This is a genomic window from Pseudomonas sp. GM_Psu_1 (genome assembly GCF_026544185.1).
Taxonomy (GTDB): Bacteria; Pseudomonadota; Gammaproteobacteria; order Pseudomonadales; family Pseudomonadaceae; genus Chryseomonas; species Chryseomonas oryzihabitans.
Genome location: NZ_JALNUX010000008.1, coordinates 139,835 through 159,777 on the forward strand (window position 1 = coordinate 139,835; position 19,943 = coordinate 159,777).

18 protein-coding genes are annotated in these 19,943 nt (G+C 67.0%); 12 read left to right on the forward strand and 6 right to left on the reverse strand.

Features of this window, described 5'->3' with window-relative positions; translation table 11 throughout:
- Positions 1–250: 250 nt before the first annotated feature.
- Complete coding sequence (locus OXS31_RS15430) at positions 251–1,606, reverse strand: OprD family porin (RefSeq protein WP_346659868.1); 1,356 nt, start codon at positions 1,604–1,606, stop codon at positions 251–253.
- 148 nt (positions 1,607–1,754) lie between these two features.
- On the opposite strand from OXS31_RS15430, the gene OXS31_RS15435 reads away from it, so the two are divergent.
- The gene (locus OXS31_RS15435) at positions 1,755–2,693 is read left to right on the forward strand and encodes a DNA/RNA non-specific endonuclease (RefSeq protein WP_267400175.1); all 939 of its coding nucleotides are present in this window, start codon (positions 1,755–1,757) and stop codon (positions 2,691–2,693) included.
- Here the strand turns inward: OXS31_RS15435 and OXS31_RS15440 are convergent.
- The gene (locus tag OXS31_RS15440; protein WP_027601540.1) at positions 2,690–3,871 is read right to left on the reverse strand and encodes an MFS transporter; all 1,182 of its coding nucleotides are present in this window, start codon (positions 3,869–3,871) and stop codon (positions 2,690–2,692) included. The genes OXS31_RS15435 and OXS31_RS15440 overlap by 4 nt on opposite strands.
- A 95-nt stretch (positions 3,872–3,966) precedes the next feature.
- On the opposite strand from OXS31_RS15440, the gene OXS31_RS15445 reads away from it, so the two are divergent.
- Positions 3,967–4,524 carry a TetR/AcrR family transcriptional regulator gene (locus tag OXS31_RS15445; RefSeq protein ID WP_074584601.1) on the forward strand — a complete coding sequence of 186 codons (558 nt, stop codon included), beginning with the start codon at positions 3,967–3,969 and terminating at the stop codon, positions 4,522–4,524.
- A gap of 96 nt (positions 4,525–4,620) precedes the next feature.
- Here OXS31_RS15445 and OXS31_RS15450 read toward each other — a convergent pair whose 3' ends face one another.
- Together OXS31_RS15450 and OXS31_RS15455 are read right to left on the reverse strand one after the other, a co-directional pair.
- A complete protein-coding gene (locus OXS31_RS15450; protein WP_115946444.1) occupies positions 4,621–5,634 on the reverse strand; it encodes a hypothetical protein in 1,014 nt (337 codons plus the stop codon).
- 125 nt (positions 5,635–5,759) lie between these two features.
- Positions 5,760–7,106, reverse strand: a complete 1,347-nt coding sequence (locus OXS31_RS15455; RefSeq protein ID WP_027598277.1) for an Nramp family divalent metal transporter — start codon at positions 7,104–7,106, stop codon at positions 5,760–5,762.
- Between the two features lie 218 nt (positions 7,107–7,324).
- Between OXS31_RS15455 and mntR the strand changes: the two genes are divergently transcribed.
- The gene (gene mntR, locus OXS31_RS15460) at positions 7,325–7,774 is read left to right on the forward strand and encodes a manganese-binding transcriptional regulator MntR (RefSeq protein WP_027598278.1); all 450 of its coding nucleotides are present in this window, start codon (positions 7,325–7,327) and stop codon (positions 7,772–7,774) included.
- Positions 7,775–7,875: 101 nt separating this feature from the next.
- Entirely contained in the window at positions 7,876–9,189 is a 1,314-nt protein-coding gene (locus tag OXS31_RS15465; protein WP_027598279.1) for a PAS domain-containing methyl-accepting chemotaxis protein, read from the forward strand.
- Positions 9,190–9,199: 10 nt separating this feature from the next.
- On the opposite strand, the gene OXS31_RS15470 is transcribed toward OXS31_RS15465, so the two are convergent.
- Complete coding sequence (locus OXS31_RS15470) at positions 9,200–10,360, reverse strand: MFS transporter (RefSeq protein ID WP_267400183.1); 1,161 nt, start codon at positions 10,358–10,360, stop codon at positions 9,200–9,202.
- Positions 10,360–10,893, reverse strand: coding sequence for a GNAT family N-acetyltransferase (locus OXS31_RS15475; RefSeq protein WP_267400185.1), 534 nt, complete (start codon positions 10,891–10,893; stop codon positions 10,360–10,362). The genes OXS31_RS15470 and OXS31_RS15475 overlap by 1 nt, the downstream gene beginning before the upstream one ends.
- A 65-nt stretch (positions 10,894–10,958) precedes the next feature.
- Between OXS31_RS15475 and OXS31_RS15480 the strand changes: the two genes are divergently transcribed.
- The 8 genes from OXS31_RS15480 (at position 10,959) to OXS31_RS15515 (ending at position 19,441) form a co-directional block, all read left to right on the forward strand.
- On the forward strand, positions 10,959–11,882 hold the full coding sequence (locus OXS31_RS15480) for a LysR family transcriptional regulator (RefSeq protein ID WP_267400187.1): 924 nt from the start codon (positions 10,959–10,961) through the stop codon (positions 11,880–11,882).
- A 69-nt stretch (positions 11,883–11,951) separates the two neighbouring features.
- The gene (locus OXS31_RS15485) at positions 11,952–12,275 is read left to right on the forward strand and encodes a metalloregulator ArsR/SmtB family transcription factor (RefSeq protein WP_267400189.1); all 324 of its coding nucleotides are present in this window, start codon (positions 11,952–11,954) and stop codon (positions 12,273–12,275) included.
- 40 nt (positions 12,276–12,315) lie between these two features.
- On the forward strand, positions 12,316–13,401 hold the full coding sequence (arsB, locus tag OXS31_RS15490) for an ACR3 family arsenite efflux transporter (protein WP_260984991.1): 1,086 nt from the start codon (positions 12,316–12,318) through the stop codon (positions 13,399–13,401).
- On the forward strand, positions 13,398–13,823 hold the full coding sequence (gene arsC / locus OXS31_RS15495) for an arsenate reductase (glutaredoxin) (protein WP_077172315.1): 426 nt from the start codon (positions 13,398–13,400) through the stop codon (positions 13,821–13,823). The genes arsB and arsC overlap by 4 nt, the downstream gene beginning before the upstream one ends.
- Before the next feature lie 11 nt (positions 13,824–13,834).
- Complete coding sequence (gene chrA / locus OXS31_RS15500; protein WP_267400192.1) at positions 13,835–15,010, forward strand: chromate efflux transporter; 1,176 nt, start codon at positions 13,835–13,837, stop codon at positions 15,008–15,010.
- Between the two features lie 177 nt (positions 15,011–15,187).
- On the forward strand, positions 15,188–16,432 hold the full coding sequence (locus tag OXS31_RS15505; protein WP_267400194.1) for a hypothetical protein: 1,245 nt from the start codon (positions 15,188–15,190) through the stop codon (positions 16,430–16,432).
- Positions 16,433–16,568: 136 nt separating this feature from the next.
- Positions 16,569–17,246, forward strand: coding sequence for a type 1 glutamine amidotransferase domain-containing protein (locus tag OXS31_RS15510; protein ID WP_077172314.1), 678 nt, complete (start codon positions 16,569–16,571; stop codon positions 17,244–17,246).
- 248 nt (positions 17,247–17,494) lie between these two features.
- The gene (locus OXS31_RS15515) at positions 17,495–19,441 is read left to right on the forward strand and encodes an EAL domain-containing protein (protein WP_267400197.1); all 1,947 of its coding nucleotides are present in this window, start codon (positions 17,495–17,497) and stop codon (positions 19,439–19,441) included.
- The last annotated feature ends 502 nt before the right edge of the window (positions 19,442–19,943 follow it).

A 19,943-nucleotide genomic window follows, 5' to 3' on the forward strand; every position in this document is an offset into this window, starting at 1 on the left:
CCCAACCTACACGGTGCCCGATCACACCGAACTGCCCCCTCTCCCCTTGGGAGAGGGCTGGGGTGAGGGCACTCCCGGACATGCCAATGGCCAATGGACTGTTGGGCTTCGCGGCGCTCAACCCAACCCACCAGGCCCAGCCCTGTAGGTTGGGTTGAGGCGGCCTTATCGCCGAAGCCCAACAAGCCGCGCATGACCTCGGCACCGTTGGGCTTCGCTGCGCTCAACCCAACCTGCGGAGCGCCGTCAGTTACAGGATATTCAGCGGATACTCGGTGATCAGCCGCGTCTCGGCCACGGTGCCGCCGGTGCTCTGGCTGCCGGAATGCCAGGCCTGGCGCAGGCGGAAGCTCAAGTCCTTGGCCGGGCCGTTCTGCAGCACGTACTTGGCTTCCAGATCGGTCTCGTGTTCCTTGTCGCCGTCGCCATAGAGACCGGCATAGGCCGAGTCGGCGGCCAGGTGGGTGCCGTCGATGCCGTTGCCGCGGGTATGGCGGACCATCAGACTCAGGCCGGGCACGCCGTAGCTTTCCATGTTCAGGTCGTAGCGGGCCTGCCAGCTGCGCTCGCCCGGGCCGTTGAAGTCGGAGAACTGCATCGAGTTGCCGAGCAGGATGGAGTCACCGAAGGACCCCGGCACCGGTGCGCCGAAGACCGCATAGTCGAAGGGCTGGTCGCCATGGATACGCTGGTGGATCAGGGTGAAGGTGTGGGCGCCGCTCTGGAAGGCGGCGGCCAGCGAGCCGGCGGTATTGGCGATGCTGCCGGCCTTGGCGCTGCCGGCGTCCAGGGTGCGATAGAGGTTGGCGTCGAAGGTCAGACTCTGCTCGGCGGCCAGCGGCACCACATAGTTGAGGTTGCCGTAGTACTGGTCCCAGACGTCCTCGAAGTGCCCGGCATAGAGCGAGGCGCTGAGGTGATCGCTGAACTTGTAGACGCCCCCGGCATAGCTGGCCGAAGCCGCTTCGACGCCGGCGTAACCGGCGAAGATGCCGCCGTCCGAACCGGTGGTGCGCGGCGCCGTGGCGGCGGTGAAGTGACCGCCTTCAAGCATCAGGTGATCGACCTCCTGGCTCACCAGGCTCCAGCCCCGGGCGGTCTGGGGAAACAGCCAGTTGCCACCCGCCGCCAGCACCGGCGCCGTGGGTTGCTGGTCACCATACTTGAGCACGGTGTTGGAGACGCGCAGCTTGACCGCCGCTCCACCCTTGCTGAATTCGCTGCGCTGGCTGCCGTCGCCGTCCACCGGCATGTTCGGGGTGTTGGCGTGACCATCGCCGCCATCCAGCTTGAGACCCAGATAGCCATAGGCATCCACGCCCACACCCACGGTGCCCTGGGTGAAGCCCGAGGTGTAGTTGAGCAGGAAGGCCTGGGTCCAGCTGCGCGGATCGCGACTGTTGCGCGTTTCAGCGCCATGGCCGTCGCCTTCGTTCTGGCGCAGGTAGTAATAGTTGCGCAGCAGCAGGGTCAGGTCACCGTCTTCGACGAAGCCCTTGGCGTCGGACTGCTGACTGGCCAGGGCGGCGCCGGTGAGGAGCAGGCCGGGCACGCCGAGCAGCCAGGCGCGCTGGCGGGCAAAGGGGGAAAACAGCGATAGCTTCATGGGCGGTTCACTCAAGGGTTGGAATCGTTAGGTCGCGAACGAGTTTGCCAGCTAGCGCCGGTGCATACCACTTCGCTGACCGTCGTCATCGTCCGGTAACCTCCCTGTGCTGCGCTGGCGGTTCGCCCCTTTTCGCCAGAGCGCCGCCATGTCCAGCCCGCCCTTTGCCGTCGATTTCGCCTATCGTCCGCGCCTCGCCGACCTGCGTCCCCTGCTGCCGGCGCAACCCGCCGGTCTGAGAAGCGCCGAGCCGCGCATCACCCCCGCCGCCAGCCTGGCCGACCGCCAGGGTTACCAGGCCGATTTCCTTGGGGACTTCCAGGTCCCCTGGCCCCGTCCGAGCGCGGCCCTGGCCGGCGATGTCTATCCCCTGCCCGCCTCGGGCGACCGCCTGGACTACACCCACTTCTCAGTCAGCCTCTCGCGCAGTCGGCGGATGGCGCTCTGGGTCGGGGTCAATATCGACGGCAGCCAGCACCAGGAGGTGCTACGTAGCCGCGATGCCTGGGCCTGTGACGGGCGGGTGCCGCTGGAAGCCCAGCTCGGCGAGGCGCTCTATGCCGACAACCTGCTCGACCGGGGTCATCTGGTGCGGCGCCAGGATCCCAACTGGGGTCCCATGGCGGCCCAGGCCAATAAAGACACCTTCCACTTCACCAACTGCGCGCCGCAGATGGCCGCCTTCAACCAGAAGACCTGGTTGGAATTGGAGGACTACATTCTCGACAACACCCACCGCTGGCAGGCACGGGTCAGCGTCTTCAGCGGCCCGGTCCTGCGTGCGGATGACCGCGCCTATCGCGACGCCCGGATCCCCGAAGCCTTCTGGAAGGTGGTGGCCTTTCTCGGTGACGACGGCAAGCCCTCCGCCAGCGCCTACCTCATCGACCAGCGCCGCGAACTGGACGAGCTCTCCATCGCCTTCGGTCGCCTGCGCACCTACCAGTGCAGTGTCCTGCGCATCGAGCAGCTGACCGGCATAGACTTCGGCCCGCTGCGCGACCACGACGGCTTCTCCAATGAAGAGCGGATCACCGGCAGCCCCGTCGAGCGGGCCATTTTCGGTCCCGCCGACATCCTGCTCTAACCCGGCTGCACGCAGGCGCGCGGCAGGCTATTGCGCACCCCCAGCAGCGCCAGCAGGATCACCCCGACCAGATAGAGCTCGGCGGCGCCAGTCAGGCCCAGCCGTGGCACCAGGGCGCTGACCGCCAGGGCCGGCAGGCAGAACGCCAGGTAGCTGAGCACATAGAAGGCGGCCAGCAACCCGGCGCGCTGGGTCGCTTCCGCCAGCGGCAGCAGACTGCGGGTGGCGCCGAGAAAGCCGCTGCCGAAGCCGACGCCGGTCACCAGGGTGCCCAGAGCGAAGAGTCCCAGCTGACCGCTGGCCACCGCCAGCCAGAGCAGCGCCGGACCGGCCACCAGGGTGCTCGCCCCCAGCCGCAGCAGGCGCGCCGCCGGCCAGAGGCGCAAGCCATGCAGACAGGCCGCACCGGTGAGTGTAAGGCCGGCCACCACGCCGCCACCGACCAGGATCGACGTCGTACCGGTCGCCGCCTTGACCAGCGCCGGCATCAGCGACAGATAGAAGCCGCCCACGGCCCAGACCGCCAGCTCCAGCGGCAGGACCCGCCAGAGCATGGCGCGGGCCTGGGGCGGCACCGCCAGCTGGGGGCGCAAGGCGGCGAGCAGACCCGGTCGGCGCGGACCGCTATCGGGCAGGCGCAGCAGCGCCAGGCCCTGCAGCAGAAAGAGCGCCAGGAACAGCCGATAGACCAGTTGTAGCGGCGCCGGCGCGAATTCCACCAGCAGGCCGCAGCCCAGCGCGCCAATCGCCATGCCAAGCAGTGGCGTCAGGCTGTTCAACCAGGGACCGCGCTCGGCATCCACGTCGAGCAGCGCCGCACCCAGGGCACTGGTGGCGATCCCGGTCGCCAGGCCCTGCAGGGCGCGGGCGAGCACCAGGTCCGCCAGGTCATGCGCCTGGTGGAACAGCAGCATGGCACCCGCCTCCAGCAGCAGCGCCGCCAGGATCACCGGCCGCCGCCCCAGGTGATCGGACAGCCGCCCGCCCACCAGCAGGGCCGCCAGCAAGGCGAAGGCATAGACGGCGAACACCCAGGTCAGCCAGAAGGTGGAAAAGCCCCAGGCCTGCTGGTAGCTGGCATAGAGGGGGGTCGGCGCGCTGGACGCGGCCAGGAAGGTCAGCAGCACCGAACCCAGCAGCGTCAGGCGTGCAGAGGAAGAGCCGTTCAGCGAAGACATGTCCGCACCTTAAAGCTAAATAATTGCTTTAAAGCCTGAACACTTCCTGCAGCAAAAGCAATGCGTTTGCGTTAAGAGCCGGGTATCCTGTCACAATGACCAGCAAGCAAGCCCGTCCCGGCGGCCGCAGTGCCCGCGTTCAGCAAGCCATCCACGAGGCCGTCCTGGCGCTCCTGCAGGAGCAGCCCCGGGAAGCCCTCACCGTCCCCCTGATCGCCGCGCGCGCCGGGGTCACGCCCTCGACCCTCTATCGTCGCTGGGGCAATCTGCCCAGTCTCCTGGCCGACGTCGACCTGCAGCGGCTGCGCCCGGACCAGCCGCCCGAGGACACCGGCAGCCTGAGAGGCGATCTCGAACGCTGGCTGGAACACTATGTCGACGACCTCGCCTCCACCCCCGGCCAGGCCATGCTCAGGGACGCCCTGGCGGCCACCGATCCGGGCTGCGCGGTGCGCTGCACCGAGCCGACCCGGGAACGCCTGGAGCTGCTGCTCGAACGCGCCCACCGCCGTGGCGAACCGGCTCCGACCCTGGACGTCCTGCTCGATGGCCTGGTCGCCCCGCTGATCTATCGCACCCTGTTCGGCGCCGAGCGCCCAGACCTGGCGCTGTGCCGGCAGCTGCTCGCCCGGGTACTGCGGCCAGACCGTTAGGCGAGGCGTCATCCATGAACGACGAGGCCCGGACTGTCACCCGTCCGGGCCTCGTGCTTGGTCAGCGGATCCCGCGGGATACGCTGGATGCTGCGCTTAGGCGGCAACCACCTTGTTGGCCGGCTGGGTACGACGACCCAGAGCACCACCGATGGCACCGACGATGCCGCCGATCACCAGGCTGATCAGCAGGACCCAGCTGGCCTGGGAGACCTTGCGGGCAGCCACGTCAGCGGCCTCGCGAGCCTTCTGCTCGGCCTGGGCCTTGAGTTCCTGATACTTGGCATAGGCCTGCTGGTAGGTCTGCTGGGCCTTGTCGACGATGGCATTGGCCTCGGCGTCGCTCTTGCCGGTGCGGGCCTTGATCAGGTTGACCAGCGCCTGACGGTCGGCGGCGTTCCAAGCCTGGTCGCCACGCTGCTTCAGACGATCCAGCAGGGCACTCAGCTGGTCATCGGTCTGCTGCGGATTGTTGGCGCTGTTCTGGGCGGTGTTCTTGGCATCCTGTTCGGCGCCCTGAGCCTGCTGCTTCAGATTCTCCGGCTGCAGTTCGGTCTTGCCGGTCTGGCGCAGCGCGGTTTCCAGTTCGTTCTGCAGATCACCCAGGTCGAGCTGGATGCCCTGCTGACGCAGTTGGTCCTGAACCTGGTTGGTCAGCGCCGGTGCCGCCTGGGACAGGCCGCTGCCGATCATCGACAGACCGCTGCCCGCCACGTTCAGACCGGTACGCACCACGCCGCTCACGGCGCTGGACACCAGATAGACGCTGACCAGGGTCACGCTGGCCCAGACCAGGATGCCGTGCAGGGCGCCTTCGCGCTGGGCCAGGCGACCGGCGATCCAGGCACCGACGAAGACCGACACCACGGCGCTGACGCCGACCCAGATACCGGTGCCCTTGCCCAGGCCGTCCAGCGGATTGGCTTCCTGCTGCGGATCGATGGAAGCCGAGCCGATGGCGGTGCCGAGCAGGCTCAGCAGCAGCGACACGGTCAGGGCGATGACCACGCCGGCGATGATCGAACTCCAGGAAATACGCTTCAGCAGCGGTGCGGTAGCGGTGGCCGTGGTGGCCGCATAGGCTGGGGTGTGGCGGGCGTCGTAGGACATGGCAAGTGCTCCAGGGTGGTTATGGGAAGAACTTATTGTGGTAACGGATTGATACCGTCACGCTTTTAGAAGTTCCCAGACCAGCATTCCAGAGCCACCAAAGGTCGTCAGACCTCAGTTATCCGCTATCCCAGAAGGATATCGGCCAGCAGCTTCACATTGAGCACCACGATCAGCCCGGCGATCGCCCAGGCCAGCACCTGTGTGAGCCGACCGATCACGAAGCTACCCATCAGCTGGCGATCCGAGACGAAGCGCACCAGTGGGATCACCGCGAAGGGCAGCTGCATGGACAGCACCACCTGACTCAGCACCAGCAGCTTGGCCGTGCCGCTTTCCCCATAGAGACCGGTCACCACCACCACCGGGATCACGGCGATGCCGCGGGTGATCAGCCGCCGCGCCCAGTCGGGAATGCGCAGCGACAGGAAGCCTTCCATGACGATCTGGCCGGCCAGGGTCGCGGTGACCGTGGAATTGATGCCCGAGGCCAGCAGCGCCACCGCGAACAGCAGCGAGGCGATACCCACGCCCAGCATCGGCGACAGCAGATGGTAGGCGTCCTGGATCTCGGCCACATCGGTGCGCCCGGCGCTGTGGAACACCGCCGCGGCGGTGATCAGGATGGCCGCGTTGACGAACAGCGCCAGCATCAGCGCCAGGGTGCTGTCGGCCACCGCCCAGCGCAGGCCCATCCGGCGCCCCTCCTCGGTCCGCGGATAGGCGCGGGTCTGCACGATGGAGGAATGCAGATAGAGGTTATGGGGCATCACGGTGGCGCCGATGATGCCGATGGCCAGGTAGAGCGCGGCCGGATTGGTGACGATTTCCGCCTTGGGCAGAAAGCCGTCGGCGATCGCCGCGATGGACGGCTGGGCCAGCACCATCTGCACGCCGAAGCAGACGAAGATCAGCGTCAGCAGGGCGATGACGAAGGCCTCCAGCCAGCGAAAGCCGCGATTCATCAGCAGCAGGATGAGAAAGACGTCCAGCGCCGTGAGGATGGCGCCCCACATCAGCGGGATACCGAACAGCAGATTCAGCGCGATGGCGGTGCCGATCACCTCTGCCAGGTCGCAGGCGATGATGGCGATCTCGCAGGCGATCCACAGCAGCAGGCTCACCGGCCGCGAATAACGCGCGCGGCAGGCCTGGGCCAGGTCCAGCCCGGTGGCGATGCCCAGCCGTGCGGCCAGGGCCTGCAGCAGGATGGCCATGAGGTTGGAGAGCAGGATCACCGACAGCAGCAGGTAGCCGAATTGCGAGCCGCCGGCCAGGTCCGTGGCCCAGTTGCCCGGATCCATGTAGCCCACCGAGACCATGTAGCCGGGGCCGAGAAAGGCCAGCAGCCGCCGCAACCAGCTGCCGCCCTCGGGCACCGGCACGCTGGCATTCATCCGTCCCAGACTGGGCCGGGCGGACGGCGCAGGCTCCTGCCAGGCAGGCTCGACGTAGCTGGCGGATTCTTTCATGGCGGACTCGTGCGGCAAGGTAGGACTACCCTTTGGAGAATTTAGCCTAGGCTAAAATTCACACATCCAGCAATAAAAAATCTCTATCTCATCCGTCGATAACGCCCATTGGCGAAGGAATCTTTGGTATTCGCCCGCAACTCGGTCAAAATGGCGCCCGATCGCGTCCTCTCGACGCGCCTCAGGTCTTTGCGGAGAAGGTCATTCAGGTGGGCAACATGACAAAGGACGACGAACTGCTGAATCGGTTGGTCGATCCATCCATTCATATGGAAGGTTTTCAACAGGTCCGCGAGGCGCATCGTCAGGAGCTGATCGAAGACTATGTCGAGCTCATTTCCGACCTCATCCGGGACGGCGGTGAAGCCCGTCAGGTCGACATCGCCGCGCGCATCGGCGTGGCCCAGCCGACCGTGGCCAAGATGCTCAAGCGCCTGGCCGCCGCCGGCCTGATCGTGCAGCGCCCCTATCGCGGCGTCTTCCTCACCCCCGAAGGCGAAGCCCTGGCCGAAGCCAGCCGCGCCCGCCACCATGTGGTGGAGACCTTCCTGCTGACCCTGGGCGTGGACGCCGATACCGCACGGCGCGATGCCGAGGGCATGGAGCACCATGTCAGCGAGGCCACCCTGGAAGTCTTCCGGCGTTTCATCGCCAGTCGCCAGGCCTGACGGCTGCGGCTTTAGTCGAAAGTCGCTGCGCTCCCCTTAAGAAAATCCCGGCACCGTCGAAGTAGTGGAAGTCATACCTTCACTCCTCTCGGTGTCCTGCCATGTTCAATCGCCCTCTCAAGACCGAACTCGCCCAACTGCGCGCCGAGGTCGCCGAATTGCGTCAGCTGCACGCCGGTTTCGAAAGCCAGGCGCTAAGTCTTACCGTGGACGAGCGCGGCAACGTCGAGCGGGTCAACGAGCGTTTCTGTCGCGAGATGGGCTATCGCGCCGAGAACGTGGTGGGGCGTCCGCTGGATGCCTTCATTCCGGAATACGTCAAACAACTGCCCTGCTATCGCGACCTCAAGAGCGCGCTCAGCCAGGGCAACCAGACCAGCGGCATGTACCGCCTGCTGCGCGCCAACGGCCAGGAAGCCTGGCTCTATGCCACCTGGCAGCCGCTGCGCGACGCCGACGGCCGCATCCACAAGACCATCTGCTATGGCAACGACCGTACCGAACAGGTCGAAACCTCCACCGAGCACTCCGGGCTAATCAATGCCCTGCTGAGATCCACTGCGGTCATCGAATTCAACCTGGCCGGCGAGGTGCTCACCGCCAACGACCGCTTCCTGCAGGGCATGGGCTATTCGCTGCAGCAGATCCAGGGCAAGCACCACCGGCAGTTCTGCACCAGCGAAGAAGCCAATTCCGCCGAATACCAGGCGTTCTGGGCGCGGCTGAATCGCGGCGAATTCATCGCCAGTCGCTTCAAGCGCCTCGACAGCCATGGCCGTACCGTGTGGCTGGAGGCCTCCTACAACCCGGTGCTCAACACCCGTGGCGAGCTGTACAAGGTGGTTAAATTCGCCACCGTGATCACCGAGCAGGTGGAACAGGAACAGGCGGTGGCCGAGGCGGCCAAGGTCGCCTTCGACATCTCCCAGCAGACCGACGAAAGCGCCCGCCAGGGTGCCGAGGTGGTGCAGAACACCGTCTCGGTGATGCGCAAGATCGCCGAGGAGCTGCAAGTCGCCTCCAACGGCATCGAGGCCCTGGGCGAGCAGTCGCTGGTGATCAGCACCATCGTCAAGACCATCAGCGGCATCGCCGAACAGACCAACCTGCTGGCGCTCAACGCCGCCATCGAAGCGGCGCGGGCCGGTGAACAGGGCCGCGGCTTCGCCGTGGTGGCCGACGAGGTCCGCCAACTGGCCGGCCGTACCAGCAAGGCCACCGAGGAGATCGTCGGCGTGGTGCAGCAGAACCAGCAGCTGGCGCAGACCGCGGTCGCCAACATGGCGGCGAGCAAGCACCAGGCGGAACAGGGCCTGCAACTGGCCAACGCCGCCGGCACCCGCATCACCGAAATCCAGGACGGCGCCCAGCGCGTGGTGGGTGCGGTGGGTCAGTTCGCCCGCCGCCTCAACTAGCGCGCCCGTCTCAGGCCGGCGCCGGACGCCGCCGGCCGAGCAGCCCCAGCGCGACCAGGGTCACGCCCAGGCTGACCAGCAGGCACAGCCCGAGCAGACCGCGATCTCCCCAACTCTCCCGCGCCAGGGCATAGCACCAGGGCGCGGCCGCCGAGAGCAGAAAGCTCGGCGCCAGCAGCTTGCCGGTCAGGCGCGCATAGAGCGCCCGGTCGAACAACTCCAGCGGCAGGCTGGCCCTCAGCACCGCCACCAGGCCGTTGAGGGCGCCATAGAGAAAGACGAAGCCGGCGGTGAGGCCCAGGTGGCCTTCGCTCGCCAGCGCCAGGGCGAAACTCAGCGGCAGGCCCAGGCCCAGCAACATATTGAGCTGGCGCGCCGAGAGCCGCTGCCCGGAGGCCAATTCCGCCAGCCGCGCGCAGACCTGACCGATCCCCCACAGCGCCGCCACCCCCACCGGCACCCCACGCTCGGCCAGCAGCGCCGGCAGATGGGCCGACAGTCCCGCCGAAAGAAAGCCGATCAAGGCCATCCCGGTGGCGAACAGCACCCCGGCCAGGCGTGGCGAGCCGCCCGCCGCCGCAACGGGCACCTCGGCACTGGGCAGGCGCCCCCGCACATTGGGCAGCGGCAGAAGCAACAGGAGGCCGGCCAGGGCGATGCCGGCATAGACCACCAGCCCCAGGCGCCAGCCCAACAACTCCAGCAGCCAATGCCCCAGTGGCCAGAACACCGCCGAGGCCAGGCCGCCCAGCAGGGTGATGCGCACCATCACCGCCCGCGACCGCTCACCGGCCAGCCGCGCCAGGGTGGCGAAGGCGGCGTCGTACAGCGACAGGCGCATGCCCACGCCCAGGGTCACCCAGGCCAGGTAGAACAGCGGCGCCGACTGGGCCGCGGCCAGGCCCAGGCAGCCCAGGGCATCGAGCACCAGGCCGAGTTGCAGGGTGCGACAGCCACCCAGGCGTTCGATCACCGCGCCGCTGAAGGGCGAGACCAGGCCCATGGTCAGCATCGCCAGGGAAAAGCCGCCATAGACCCAGCGCGCGTCCCAGCCCAGCCCCGCGGCCATCGCCGGGCCATAGACCCCGGGCAGATAGAAGGCCAGGCCCCAGGCCAGCAACTGCATCAGCCCCAGTTGCCAGATGGCGCGATCGCTCGGCATCGGCGTCATCAGCGCGTACCCGGGGTCCGCTCGCCTTCACCCAGGCTGCGCTGCATCAGCACCGTGTCCACCCAGCGCCCGTGCTTGAAGCCCACCGCCTCGAAGGTGCCGACGGTGCGAAAGCCCAGCCGCTGATGCAGGGCGATGGAGCCCTGGTTGGCGCTGTCGCCGATCACCGCCACGAGCTGGCGAAAGCCCGCCGCCGTGCAGGCCGCGACGACCTCTTCCAGCAGGCGGCGGCCAATGCCCTGGCCGCCCAGGCCGTCGCGCACGTACACCGAGTCTTCCGCGGTGTGGCGATAGGCCGGGCGCGGGCGATAGAGCACCGCATAGGCATAGCCCACCACCTCGCCCTCCAGCTCGGCCACCCGGTAAGGCAGCCCGGCCTGGCGCACCGCGGCCAGGCGGCGTCCCAGCTCGGCGAGGTCCGGCGGTTCCAGCTCGAAGCTGGCGCAGCCATGCAAGACATGCGGGGCGTAGATGGCCTGGATGGCCGGCAGATCGGCGGGGGTGGCATCGCGCAACTGCAGAGCGGTGTTCACGGGAGAGGGCCATTCGCGGGGTCAATGGGGCGATCATGCCGGGACGGCCAGCCAAAGATAAAGCTATGCTCGGTTATCACTGGTATAAGCGAAACCTTGGCATGGCCGACCTCAACCTCACTCAGCTGGAGACCTTCGTCCAGGTCGTCGCCACCGGCAGCTTTTCCGCCGCGGCCGATCGCCTGGGGCTGAGCCAGCCGGCGGTCAGCCTGCAGATCCGCCAGTTGGAGCGCCGCCTGGCTCTCAAGCTGCTGGAGCGCCTGGGGCGCGGCCTCAAGCCCACCGCCGCGGGCCGTCTGCTGCTGGATCACGCCGAACGGATCCAGACCGCGGTGGACCAGGCCCTACAGGCCCTCTCCAGCCATGGCGAGACGGTCGCCGGCCGGGTCGCCATCGGCACCGGCGCCACCGCCTGCATCCACCTCCTGCCGCCGCTGCTGGGCCAGTTGCGCCAGCGCTTTCCGCAGCTGGATGTGCGGGTCAGCACCGGCAACACCCTGGACGTCCTGCGGGCGGTGGAAGACAACCGCCTCGACCTGGGCCTGGTCACCCTGCCCGCCAGCGGTCGCAACCTGCAGGTGGAACCCCTGCTGGAGGATGCCTTCGTCGCCCTGCTGCCCCCCGCCAGTCCCCTGCCAGCGCGCGCGCTGGCGCCAGCCGACCTGGCCGAGACGCCGCTGCTGGCCTTCGAGACCGGCAGCAGCACCCGGCTGCTGATCGACGACTGGTTTCGCCGCGCTGGCCAGGCCAGTCGACCGGTGATGGAGCTGGGCAGCATCGAAGCGCTCAAGGAACTGGTGGCCGCCGGCCTCGGCTACAGCCTGGTGCCCGGCATCGCCGTGGCCACCGAGCACCATCGCCACGGACTACAGGTTCAGCCGCTGGCACCGCCCCTGACCCGCACCCTGGCCCTGGTGCTGCGCCGCGACAAACCGCTGAGTCGCCCGCTGCAGCAGGTACTGGAAGCGTTGCGACAGCTGCGCCGCTGATAGGGGCTCGACCAGACGCCCACCACGCCCTATCATTCAATGATTCAACGATCCTTGTACTATTGAACCATGAATGAAGAGCTTGCCGTTTCCGCCCTCGCCGCCCTCGCCCACGCCCAGCGCCTGAAGGTCTTCCGCGCCCTGGTGGTCGCGGGCACGACCGGCCTTACCCCCAGCCAGTTGGCCGATCAGCTCGAGGTAGCCCGCAGCAACCTCTCCTTCCACCTCAAGGAACTGGCCAATGCCGGTCTGGTTTCGGTGGAACAGCAGGGCCGCAATCTCATCTATCGCGCGGCCTATGACCAGATGAATGCCCTGCTCGGCTACCTGACCGAGCACTGTTGCGCCGGCGATGATTGCGCGGTCAGCGCATCGCCGCGCTGCTCCTGCTGACCTCCGTCCCTCCACCGCCAACCACAAGACCAGGCCCGCCATGCACAGTCCCCCCGCCTGCCCCCCGGCAGCACCCGCCATGAACACCTTCGAGCGTTATCTCAGCCTCTGGGTCGCGCTCTGCATCCTCGCCGGCATCGCCCTCGGCCAGCTGGCTCCGGGCCTGTTCCGCGCTATCGGCCGGATCGAGGTGGCCCAAGTCAATCTGCCGGTCGGCCTGCTGATCTGGATCATGATCGTGCCGATGCTGCTGAAGGTGGATTTCAGCGCCCTCGGCCAGGTGCGCCAGCACTGGCGCGGGATCGGCGTCACCCTGTTCGTCAACTGGGCGGTCAAGCCCTTCTCCATGGCGCTGCTCGCCTGGCTGTTCATTCGCGAGCTCTTCGCGCCCTGGCTGCCGACGGAGCAACTGGACAGCTACATCGCCGGGCTCATCCTGCTGGCAGCGGCGCCCTGCACCGCCATGGTCTTCGTCTGGAGTCGACTCACCCAGGGCGATCCGCTGTTCACCCTGTCCCAGGTCGCGCTGAACGACACCCTCATGGTCTTCGCCTTCGCCCCCATCGTCGGCCTGTTGCTGGGCCTGTCGTCGATCACGGTGCCCTGGGCCACGCTGCTGCTTTCGGTGGTTCTCTACCTGGTGCTGCCGGTGATCCTCGCCCAGCTCTGGCGGCGGGCGCTGCTGCGCCAGGGTCAGGCCGCCTTCGACCGCACCCTGGCCCGTCTGGGCCCTCTCTCGATGGCCGCCCTGCTGGCAACCCTGGTGCTGCTGTTCGCCTTCCAGGGCGAGGCCATCCTGGCGCAGCCGCTGGTGATCGCCCTGCTGGCCGTGCCCATCCTGATCCAGGTGCTGTTCAATTCGGCCCTGGCCTACTGGCTGAATCGCCTGGTGGGCGAGAGCCACAGCGTGGCCTGTCCCTCGGCGCTGATCGGCGCCAGCAACTTCTTCGAACTGGCGGTGGCCGCCGCCATCAGCCTGTTCGGCTTCCACTCGGGCGCCGCCCTGGCTACCGTGGTGGGCGTCCTGATCGAGGTACCGCTGATGCTGCTGGTCGTGCGCCTGGTGAACGGCTCGCGTGGCTGGTACGAACGGGGTGCCCCTTCCCACCGTCGAGACCGTCCATGAACAGCGCCATCACGATCTACCACAACCCCGCCTGCGGCACCTCGCGCAACGTGCTGGGCCTGATTCGCAACAGCGGCGTCGAGCCGACGGTCATCCACTACCTGGAGACACCGCCCGACCGGGCGCAGCTGGAGCGGCTGATCGCCGACCTGGGCATGCCGGTGCGCGAGCTGCTGCGTCAGAAGGGTACGCCCTACGCCGAGCTGGGCCTGGACGATCCGCAGCTGGATGACGCGGCCCTGATCGCCGCCATGCTGCAGCATCCCCTGCTGATCAATCGACCCATCGTGGTGACCCCCCTGGGTACCCGCCTCTGCCGGCCCTCGGAACGGGTGCTGGAGATCCTGCCCGAGCCGCAGCGCGGTCCCTTCGTCAAGGAGGATGGCGAGGTGGTGGTTCCCTCTGCGGCGCCGCGCGGCTGATCGAGGCCCCCATGCGCGACATCGCCCGCGATAAGGACGGCGCCTGGCAGGTCTTCCTGATCTTCCTGCGCCTGGGCTGCACCAGCTTTGGCGGCCCCATCGCCCACCTCGGCTACTTCCGCCAGGCCTTCGTCACGCGGCGCCAGTGGCTGGACGAAGCCGCCTATGCCGAGCTGGTTGCCCTCTGCCAGCTGCTGCCCGGCCCGACCAGCAGCCAGGTCGGCATGGCCCTGGGCCTGGGGCGTGCCGGTGGCTGGGGTCTGCTGGCGGCCTGGCTGGGTTTCACACTGCCCTCCGCCCTGCTGCTGATCCTGTTCGCCCTGGGCCTCGCCCACTTTCCGGGATTGGCCGACTCGGGCGCGGTGCATGGGCTCAAGGTCTTTGCCGTGGCGGTGGTGGCCCAGGCGGTCTGGAGCATGGGCCGCAGCCTGTGCCCGGATACCTCGCGCCGCGTCCTGGCGCTGGTCGTCGCCGGCCTGGCGCTCTGGCTGCCCGGTTCGGCGGGCCAGCTGCTGGGCCTGGGTCTGGCCGCCCTGGTCGGGCGCCTGGCCCTGGCGCCCGCCGCCACGCCGCCGGCCCCGAGCCTGCAAACGGGACTCTCCCGACGCCTGGGTGTGATCGCACTGCTGCTGTTCCTGCTGCCGCTGCTGCTCTTACCCGTCTGGGACAACCTGGCCGCGGGTGTCTATCGCACCGGCGCCCTGGTGTTCGGCGGTGGCCACGTGGTGCTGCCGCTGCTGCAGGCGGTGGTGGTGCCCAGCGGCCTGGTCAGCGACAGCCAGGTCATGGCCGGCTACGGCCTGGCCCAGGCGGTGCCCGGCCCGCTGTTCACCTTTGCCGCCTACCTGGGGACCCTGGTACCCGCGGCCCTGCCCGCCTGGCTCAGTGGCCTGCTCTGGACCCTGCTGATCTTTCTGCCCGGCGCCCTGCTCCTGCTCGCGGCCCTGCCCTTCTGGCAGTCGCTGCGCCAGCACCCCGGCTGGCAACGCCTGCTGACCGGACTCAACGCCGGGGTGGTCGGTCTGCTGCTCGCGGCGCTCTACGATCCGGTGTGGACGGGGGCGATCCGCAGCCTGACGGATGTCGTCCTGGCCGCCCTGGCCCTGGCGCTGCTCCTGCGCACCCGCTGGTCACCGGTGCTGATCGCGCTGCTGGTCGCCTTAATCGTCTGCCTATTGAACTTTTAGCGCACTACCGTTTAGCGGCATCCCACTAGTGGCCCGATGAAATTGCGGCGTGGTTCGCTGTAGCTCCGTGGAAAGCTAGGCACTGTCGGCGTGACGTTCAGCTGTGTGAAACGTCTTGCCCTGCGCGAGAACGTGTCCAGCGAGCGCAAGGCCTGACCTGCATTAAGGATGACCGCAATGACCTACAAGAACCCCCTGGACACCCCCGCTCCCCTGTTCACCGCCGCCGCCACCACCAAGGCGCCGCTGACCGCCGCGCCCGCCAAGCCGGCCGGCATCTCTGACGGCGTCACCTACTACGCCTTCCAGAGCCAGCCGCGGCTGACCCTCGACATCAACGCCACCCCCGAATACGTCGGCTTCGCCAAGACCTTCGATGCCAAGGGCCCCCACTATGCGGCCGGCTCGACCCTGAACGAGCTGACCCTGACCGGGCATTGGGAAGGCCAGCTGACGCGCCTCGACGGCCATACCCGCGGCGCCACCGCCAGCGACGGCACCCTGGATTCGAGCATCACCAAGCTCACCGTCAGCCTCACCGACACCGCTGACAACCAGTTCCACGAAGGCGACATCATCACCCTCAACAACTTCGACGGCCTGCAGACCTTCGACGGCTCCAAGTCCACCGCCGGCCTGTCGATCGACTTCCTCAATGGCTACGAGCACGGCCTGGATCACCTCTATTCCAGCCAGAGCGCCTTCCTCAAGAGCGTGACCACCGGCAGCGGCAACGACCTGATTCAGGTCAGCACCATCGCCGCGCCGGAACTCGACAGCGTGGCCGCCCTGAGCAACTGCCGGGTCAAGACCCTTACCGTCGACAGCGGCGCCGGCAATGACCAGATCGGCGCCCATATTCAGCAGGCCGACATCGTCATCAAGGCTGGTGCCGGCAACGATTTCGTCGACCTGCTGTTCACCGAAGGGGTGGCTGCCCACAACGCCACGGTACGCGGCAACTATGGCCATGGCGCCACCGTCACCCTGGGTGAAGGCCGAGACACCCTCAGCCTGCTCACCTCCAGCCTGGTCAACTTCGACGGTTCCAGCAGCGCGGCCGCCAACCGCTCCCTGGCGGCCAATCACGTCACTGTGACCGACTACAACGCCAAGGACGACCAGATCGTCTTCGGCTCCTCGCTGTTCGTCGATGCGGCGGTCACCACCGTGGCGGACGCCACCCTCAAGGGCGCGACCAGCCTCTATGCCGCCCTGCAGCAGGTGGTCCAGACCACCACCGGCGACGTGCATGCCGCGGTCTTCCACTATGGCAAGGACACCTACGTCTTCCATGACGGCAGCGACCGCGGCCAGATCGATGCCTCGGACTCGCTGATCCAGCTGGTGGGTACGCACGACCTCACCGACGTGGCCTCCACCGTCGCCGCCGGCGAACGCGGCATCGGCAACTGGGGCTGATCCCCTACGCTGCCCTGCCCCTTCCACGGGCAGGGCAGCGAGCGCTGGCTCCCAGCCCTGACCTCTCAGGGGCACTAGCCGGACGCATCCAGGGTCTGTCTAACCACACCCACCCCGCGTGCAAGAGGAAACCGAGATGAAGATCCTGATGGTCCTGACCTCCCATGACCAGCTCGGCGACACCGGCAAGAAAACCGGCTTCTGGCTGGAGGAATTCGCTGCTCCCTACTACGTCTTCAAGGACGCCGGAGCCGAGATCACCCTGGCCTCCCCCGCCGGCGGCCAACCGCCGCTGGACCCCAAGAGCGACGCCGCCGACGCCCAGACCGAGTCCACCGAACGCTTCAAGAACGACCCCGAGGCGCAGCAGGCCCTGGCCAGCACCGTCAAGCTCGCCGAGGTGCAGGCCGAGGACTACGACAGCGTCTTCTATCCCGGCGGCCACGGCCCGCTCTGGGACCTCGCCGAATCCCGCGACTCCATCGCCCTGCTCGAAGCCTTCGCCCAGGCCAACAAGCCCTTCGGGCTGGTCTGCCACGCCCCCGGCGTGCTGCGTCACGTCAAGGCCGCCGATGGCACCCCGCTGGTCAAGGGCCGTACCGTCACCGGCTTCACCAACAGCGAAGAAGCCGGCGTGCAACTCACCGACGTGGTGCCCTTCCTGGTGGAAGACGAACTCAAGAAGCTCGGCGCCCGCTACGAGAAGGGCCCGGACTGGGGCGAGTTCGTGGTCGAGGACGGCAACCTGGTCACCGGCCAGAATCCGGCCAGCTCGGAAGCCGCGGCAGACGCCTTGCTGACCAAGCTGGGTTAGGAACTGCGCACCTGAAAAAGCCCGCCAACTGGCGGGCTTTTTACTGCGCCCCGCCAACGCCTGCGCACGGCAGTTTTCCGCGCGGCGCCCCCGCTCTGCTGCCCAGGTGCCACTAGTCGTAAAGATTGCAGAATTCCTGGCGCCAGCCGACAGCCTCTCATGAGCGTAGCCTTAGCCCTGCGCCGCCCAGGCTGGAAAGGATATTCCGTGCAAGCTATTACCTGGTCGTATTTTCAGAGCCCTGCCCGATGAAGAGACTCCTGCTCGGCGTGCGCGCCCTGATGTCCGTGCCCAAGGACAATCCTGGCCTGGTCAAGGCGCAATACCTTGCGCTGTCGCGCCAGCTGCCGATGATGTACTTCATCTTGCTGACCAACACCCTGATGCTGGCCGGCACCCACTATGCCGTGGCGCCACGCTGGCTGGTGCTCTACTGCCCGCTGGTCATGACACTGTTCGGCGTGATCCGCGCGGCCGAGTGGTTCCGCACACGCAACCAGCCGCGCAGTCCGACGCAGATGCTCACGGCCCTGAAGCGCACCAACCGGCTGGCGCCCTTCGTGGCCTCGGCCTTCACCGCCTGGGCGCTGGCGCTGTTTCCCTATGGCGACAGCTACACCCAGGCGCATGTGGGCTTCTACATGGCGATCACCGTGATCGGCTGCATCTTCTGCATGATGCACCTGCTGCCCGCGGCCCTGGCCACCACCGCCGTGGTCAACACCGCCTTCGTGGTGTTCTTCGCCTCCACCACCATCAGCACCTTCGTGGCCACGGCGATCGACGTCCTGCTGGTGTCCATCGCCATGCTGGTCATCCTCAAGGCGCAGTACGGCGACTTCACCCGCCTGGTGAACATGCAGGCGCAGACGGCGAAACTCAGCGAGGAAAATCTCAAGCTGGCCAACCAGGACAGCCTGACCGGCCTCGCCAATCGGCGGCAATTCTTCTCCCGCCTTGATACGCTGCTGGCCGACGCGCGCGCCCAGGGGACCCGCCTGGCCGTGGGCCTGATCGACCTGGACGGCTTCAAGCCGGTCAACGATCTCTATGGTCATAGCGTGGGCGACCGACTGCTCCATCAGGTCGGCCAGCGCCTGAGCGCGCTGCTGGGCGAAGACGTCCACCTGGCCCGCCTGGGCGGCGACGAATTCAGCCTGATCATCACCGGGGTCTTGAGCGATGAGCAGCTGCGGGCGTTTGGCGAAAGGGTCTGCGCCAGCCTGCGCGAGCCCTTCCTGCTGGTGGACCTGCCCATCCAGATCAGTGGCTCGCTGGGCCTTGCCACCTTTCCCGACCAGGCCTTTTCCGCCACGGACGTCTATGAATACGCCGACTACGCCCTGTACCAGAGCAAGCGCCACCGTCCCGGCACGGCCTGCCTGTTCAGCACCGCCCATCGCCAGCAACTCAATCGCGAAGGCCTGACCGAACAGGCCCTGCGCCGGGCCGACCTGGAGCGCGAGTTCTACATGGTCTTCCAGCCCATCGTGGACATCCGCAGCAAGCAAACCGTGGCCTTCGAGGCCCTCGCCCGCTGGGAAAGCCCTGAGCTGGGCAACGTTCCGCCGGGTGATTTCATCGCCACCGCCGAGCGCGTCGGCATGGTCAATAGACTTACCCTGCCGCTGCTGAACAAGGCCCTGAACGCGGCCGCGCGCTGGCCCGCCGGCATCCGCCTGGCCTTCAACCTCTCCGCCCACGACTGTGCCTCCGAGGAAGCCGCCCAGCAGATCGTCGAACTGATCAAGCACAGCCCGTTCGACCCGGCCTGCCTCGACCTGGAAATCACCGAAACCGCCGCCATCCAGGACCTACCCCAGACCCAGCGCGCCATCAGCCGCTTCCGCGAACTGGGCTGCGGCATCTCCCTCGACGACTTCGGCACCGGCTATTCCAGCCTGAGCCAGATCCACGCACTGCCGCTGACCAAACTCAAGGTGGACCGCACCTTCGTCACAGACCTCCACCTCGACCCGGCCAGCTTCAAGATCGTCAAATCCCTGATCGCCCTGTGCCAGGACATGCAGCTGGAATGCATCGTGGAAGGGGTGGAGACCGCTGCGGAACTGGGTGCGCTGAAGAATCTAGGCTGTACCAGGGCGCAGGGTTATCTGTTCGCCAAGCCTATGCGGGCGAGTGAGATTAGGAGTTGGTTGGAGGGGGAGCATTTGGGGGAGGTGTTGGAGGTTTGATTCGTAGGGAGTATTGGATGCGACGCGAGCTCATCTCCAAGCAGCGACCTCGGGTTCAGCCACGTCCGCTCACAACTGTAATCGCGCAACACCTTGCCCCGCTTGGGTTTACGTGGGCACTCATACCACTTCATTCAGAATCTTCGATAAGTTTAGGTTAGGCCGATGAGTATAGGCTTAACCCTGCAATCCGGTAGCCCGAGGAACGCAGCCAGCGACATACTTGCTTGCGCGGCACGCTCGGCCCGCCGGTCCAAGAAAATGAATACCGTGATGTGATCATTCCGTGACTGGTGGGGGCAAGAAGCGGACGTCGTCAAGCGATTGCTACTGACCCAAAGCTGCCGTTGCTGTAAGGCAGCTAGCGGCCAAGAGCAGTCATCGACCGTATAAATATTTAGGGCAATACACGCCGTATTTTCTCCAGTCAGTTTGCCGTTGCCACGGGTATCAGTTGACACCCAAGCTTTAGACCTTCTCGACTATTCCTCCCCCTAACTGG

What these genes read in the sequence shown, in the direction of transcription:
- OXS31_RS15430 (WP_346659868.1), bottom strand. Translation starts at nt 1,606, where the DNA reads ATGAAGCTATCGCTGTTTTCCCCCTTTGCCCGCCAGCGCGCCTGGCTG.
- OXS31_RS15435 (WP_267400175.1), top strand. Translation starts at nt 1,755, where the DNA reads ATGTCCAGCCCGCCCTTTGCCGTCGATTTCGCCTATCGTCCGCGCCTC.
- OXS31_RS15440 (WP_027601540.1), bottom strand. Translation starts at nt 3,871, where the DNA reads ATGTCTTCGCTGAACGGCTCTTCCTCTGCACGCCTGACGCTGCTGGGT.
- OXS31_RS15445 (WP_074584601.1), top strand. Translation starts at nt 3,967, where the DNA reads ATGACCAGCAAGCAAGCCCGTCCCGGCGGCCGCAGTGCCCGCGTTCAG.
- OXS31_RS15450 (WP_115946444.1), bottom strand. Translation starts at nt 5,634, where the DNA reads ATGTCCTACGACGCCCGCCACACCCCAGCCTATGCGGCCACCACGGCC.
- OXS31_RS15455 (WP_027598277.1), bottom strand. Translation starts at nt 7,106, where the DNA reads ATGAAAGAATCCGCCAGCTACGTCGAGCCTGCCTGGCAGGAGCCTGCG.
- mntR (WP_027598278.1), top strand. Translation starts at nt 7,325, where the DNA reads ATGACAAAGGACGACGAACTGCTGAATCGGTTGGTCGATCCATCCATT.
- OXS31_RS15465 (WP_027598279.1), top strand. Translation starts at nt 7,876, where the DNA reads ATGTTCAATCGCCCTCTCAAGACCGAACTCGCCCAACTGCGCGCCGAG.
- OXS31_RS15470 (WP_267400183.1), bottom strand. Translation starts at nt 10,360, where the DNA reads ATGACGCCGATGCCGAGCGATCGCGCCATCTGGCAACTGGGGCTGATG.
- OXS31_RS15480 (WP_267400187.1), top strand. Translation starts at nt 10,959, where the DNA reads ATGCTCGGTTATCACTGGTATAAGCGAAACCTTGGCATGGCCGACCTC.
- OXS31_RS15485 (WP_267400189.1), top strand. Translation starts at nt 11,952, where the DNA reads ATGAATGAAGAGCTTGCCGTTTCCGCCCTCGCCGCCCTCGCCCACGCC.
- arsB (WP_260984991.1), top strand. Translation starts at nt 12,316, where the DNA reads ATGCACAGTCCCCCCGCCTGCCCCCCGGCAGCACCCGCCATGAACACC.
- arsC (WP_077172315.1), top strand. Translation starts at nt 13,398, where the DNA reads ATGAACAGCGCCATCACGATCTACCACAACCCCGCCTGCGGCACCTCG.
- chrA (WP_267400192.1), top strand. Translation starts at nt 13,835, where the DNA reads ATGCGCGACATCGCCCGCGATAAGGACGGCGCCTGGCAGGTCTTCCTG.
- OXS31_RS15505 (WP_267400194.1), top strand. Translation starts at nt 15,188, where the DNA reads ATGACCTACAAGAACCCCCTGGACACCCCCGCTCCCCTGTTCACCGCC.
- OXS31_RS15510 (WP_077172314.1), top strand. Translation starts at nt 16,569, where the DNA reads ATGAAGATCCTGATGGTCCTGACCTCCCATGACCAGCTCGGCGACACC.
- OXS31_RS15515 (WP_267400197.1), top strand. Translation starts at nt 17,495, where the DNA reads ATGAAGAGACTCCTGCTCGGCGTGCGCGCCCTGATGTCCGTGCCCAAG.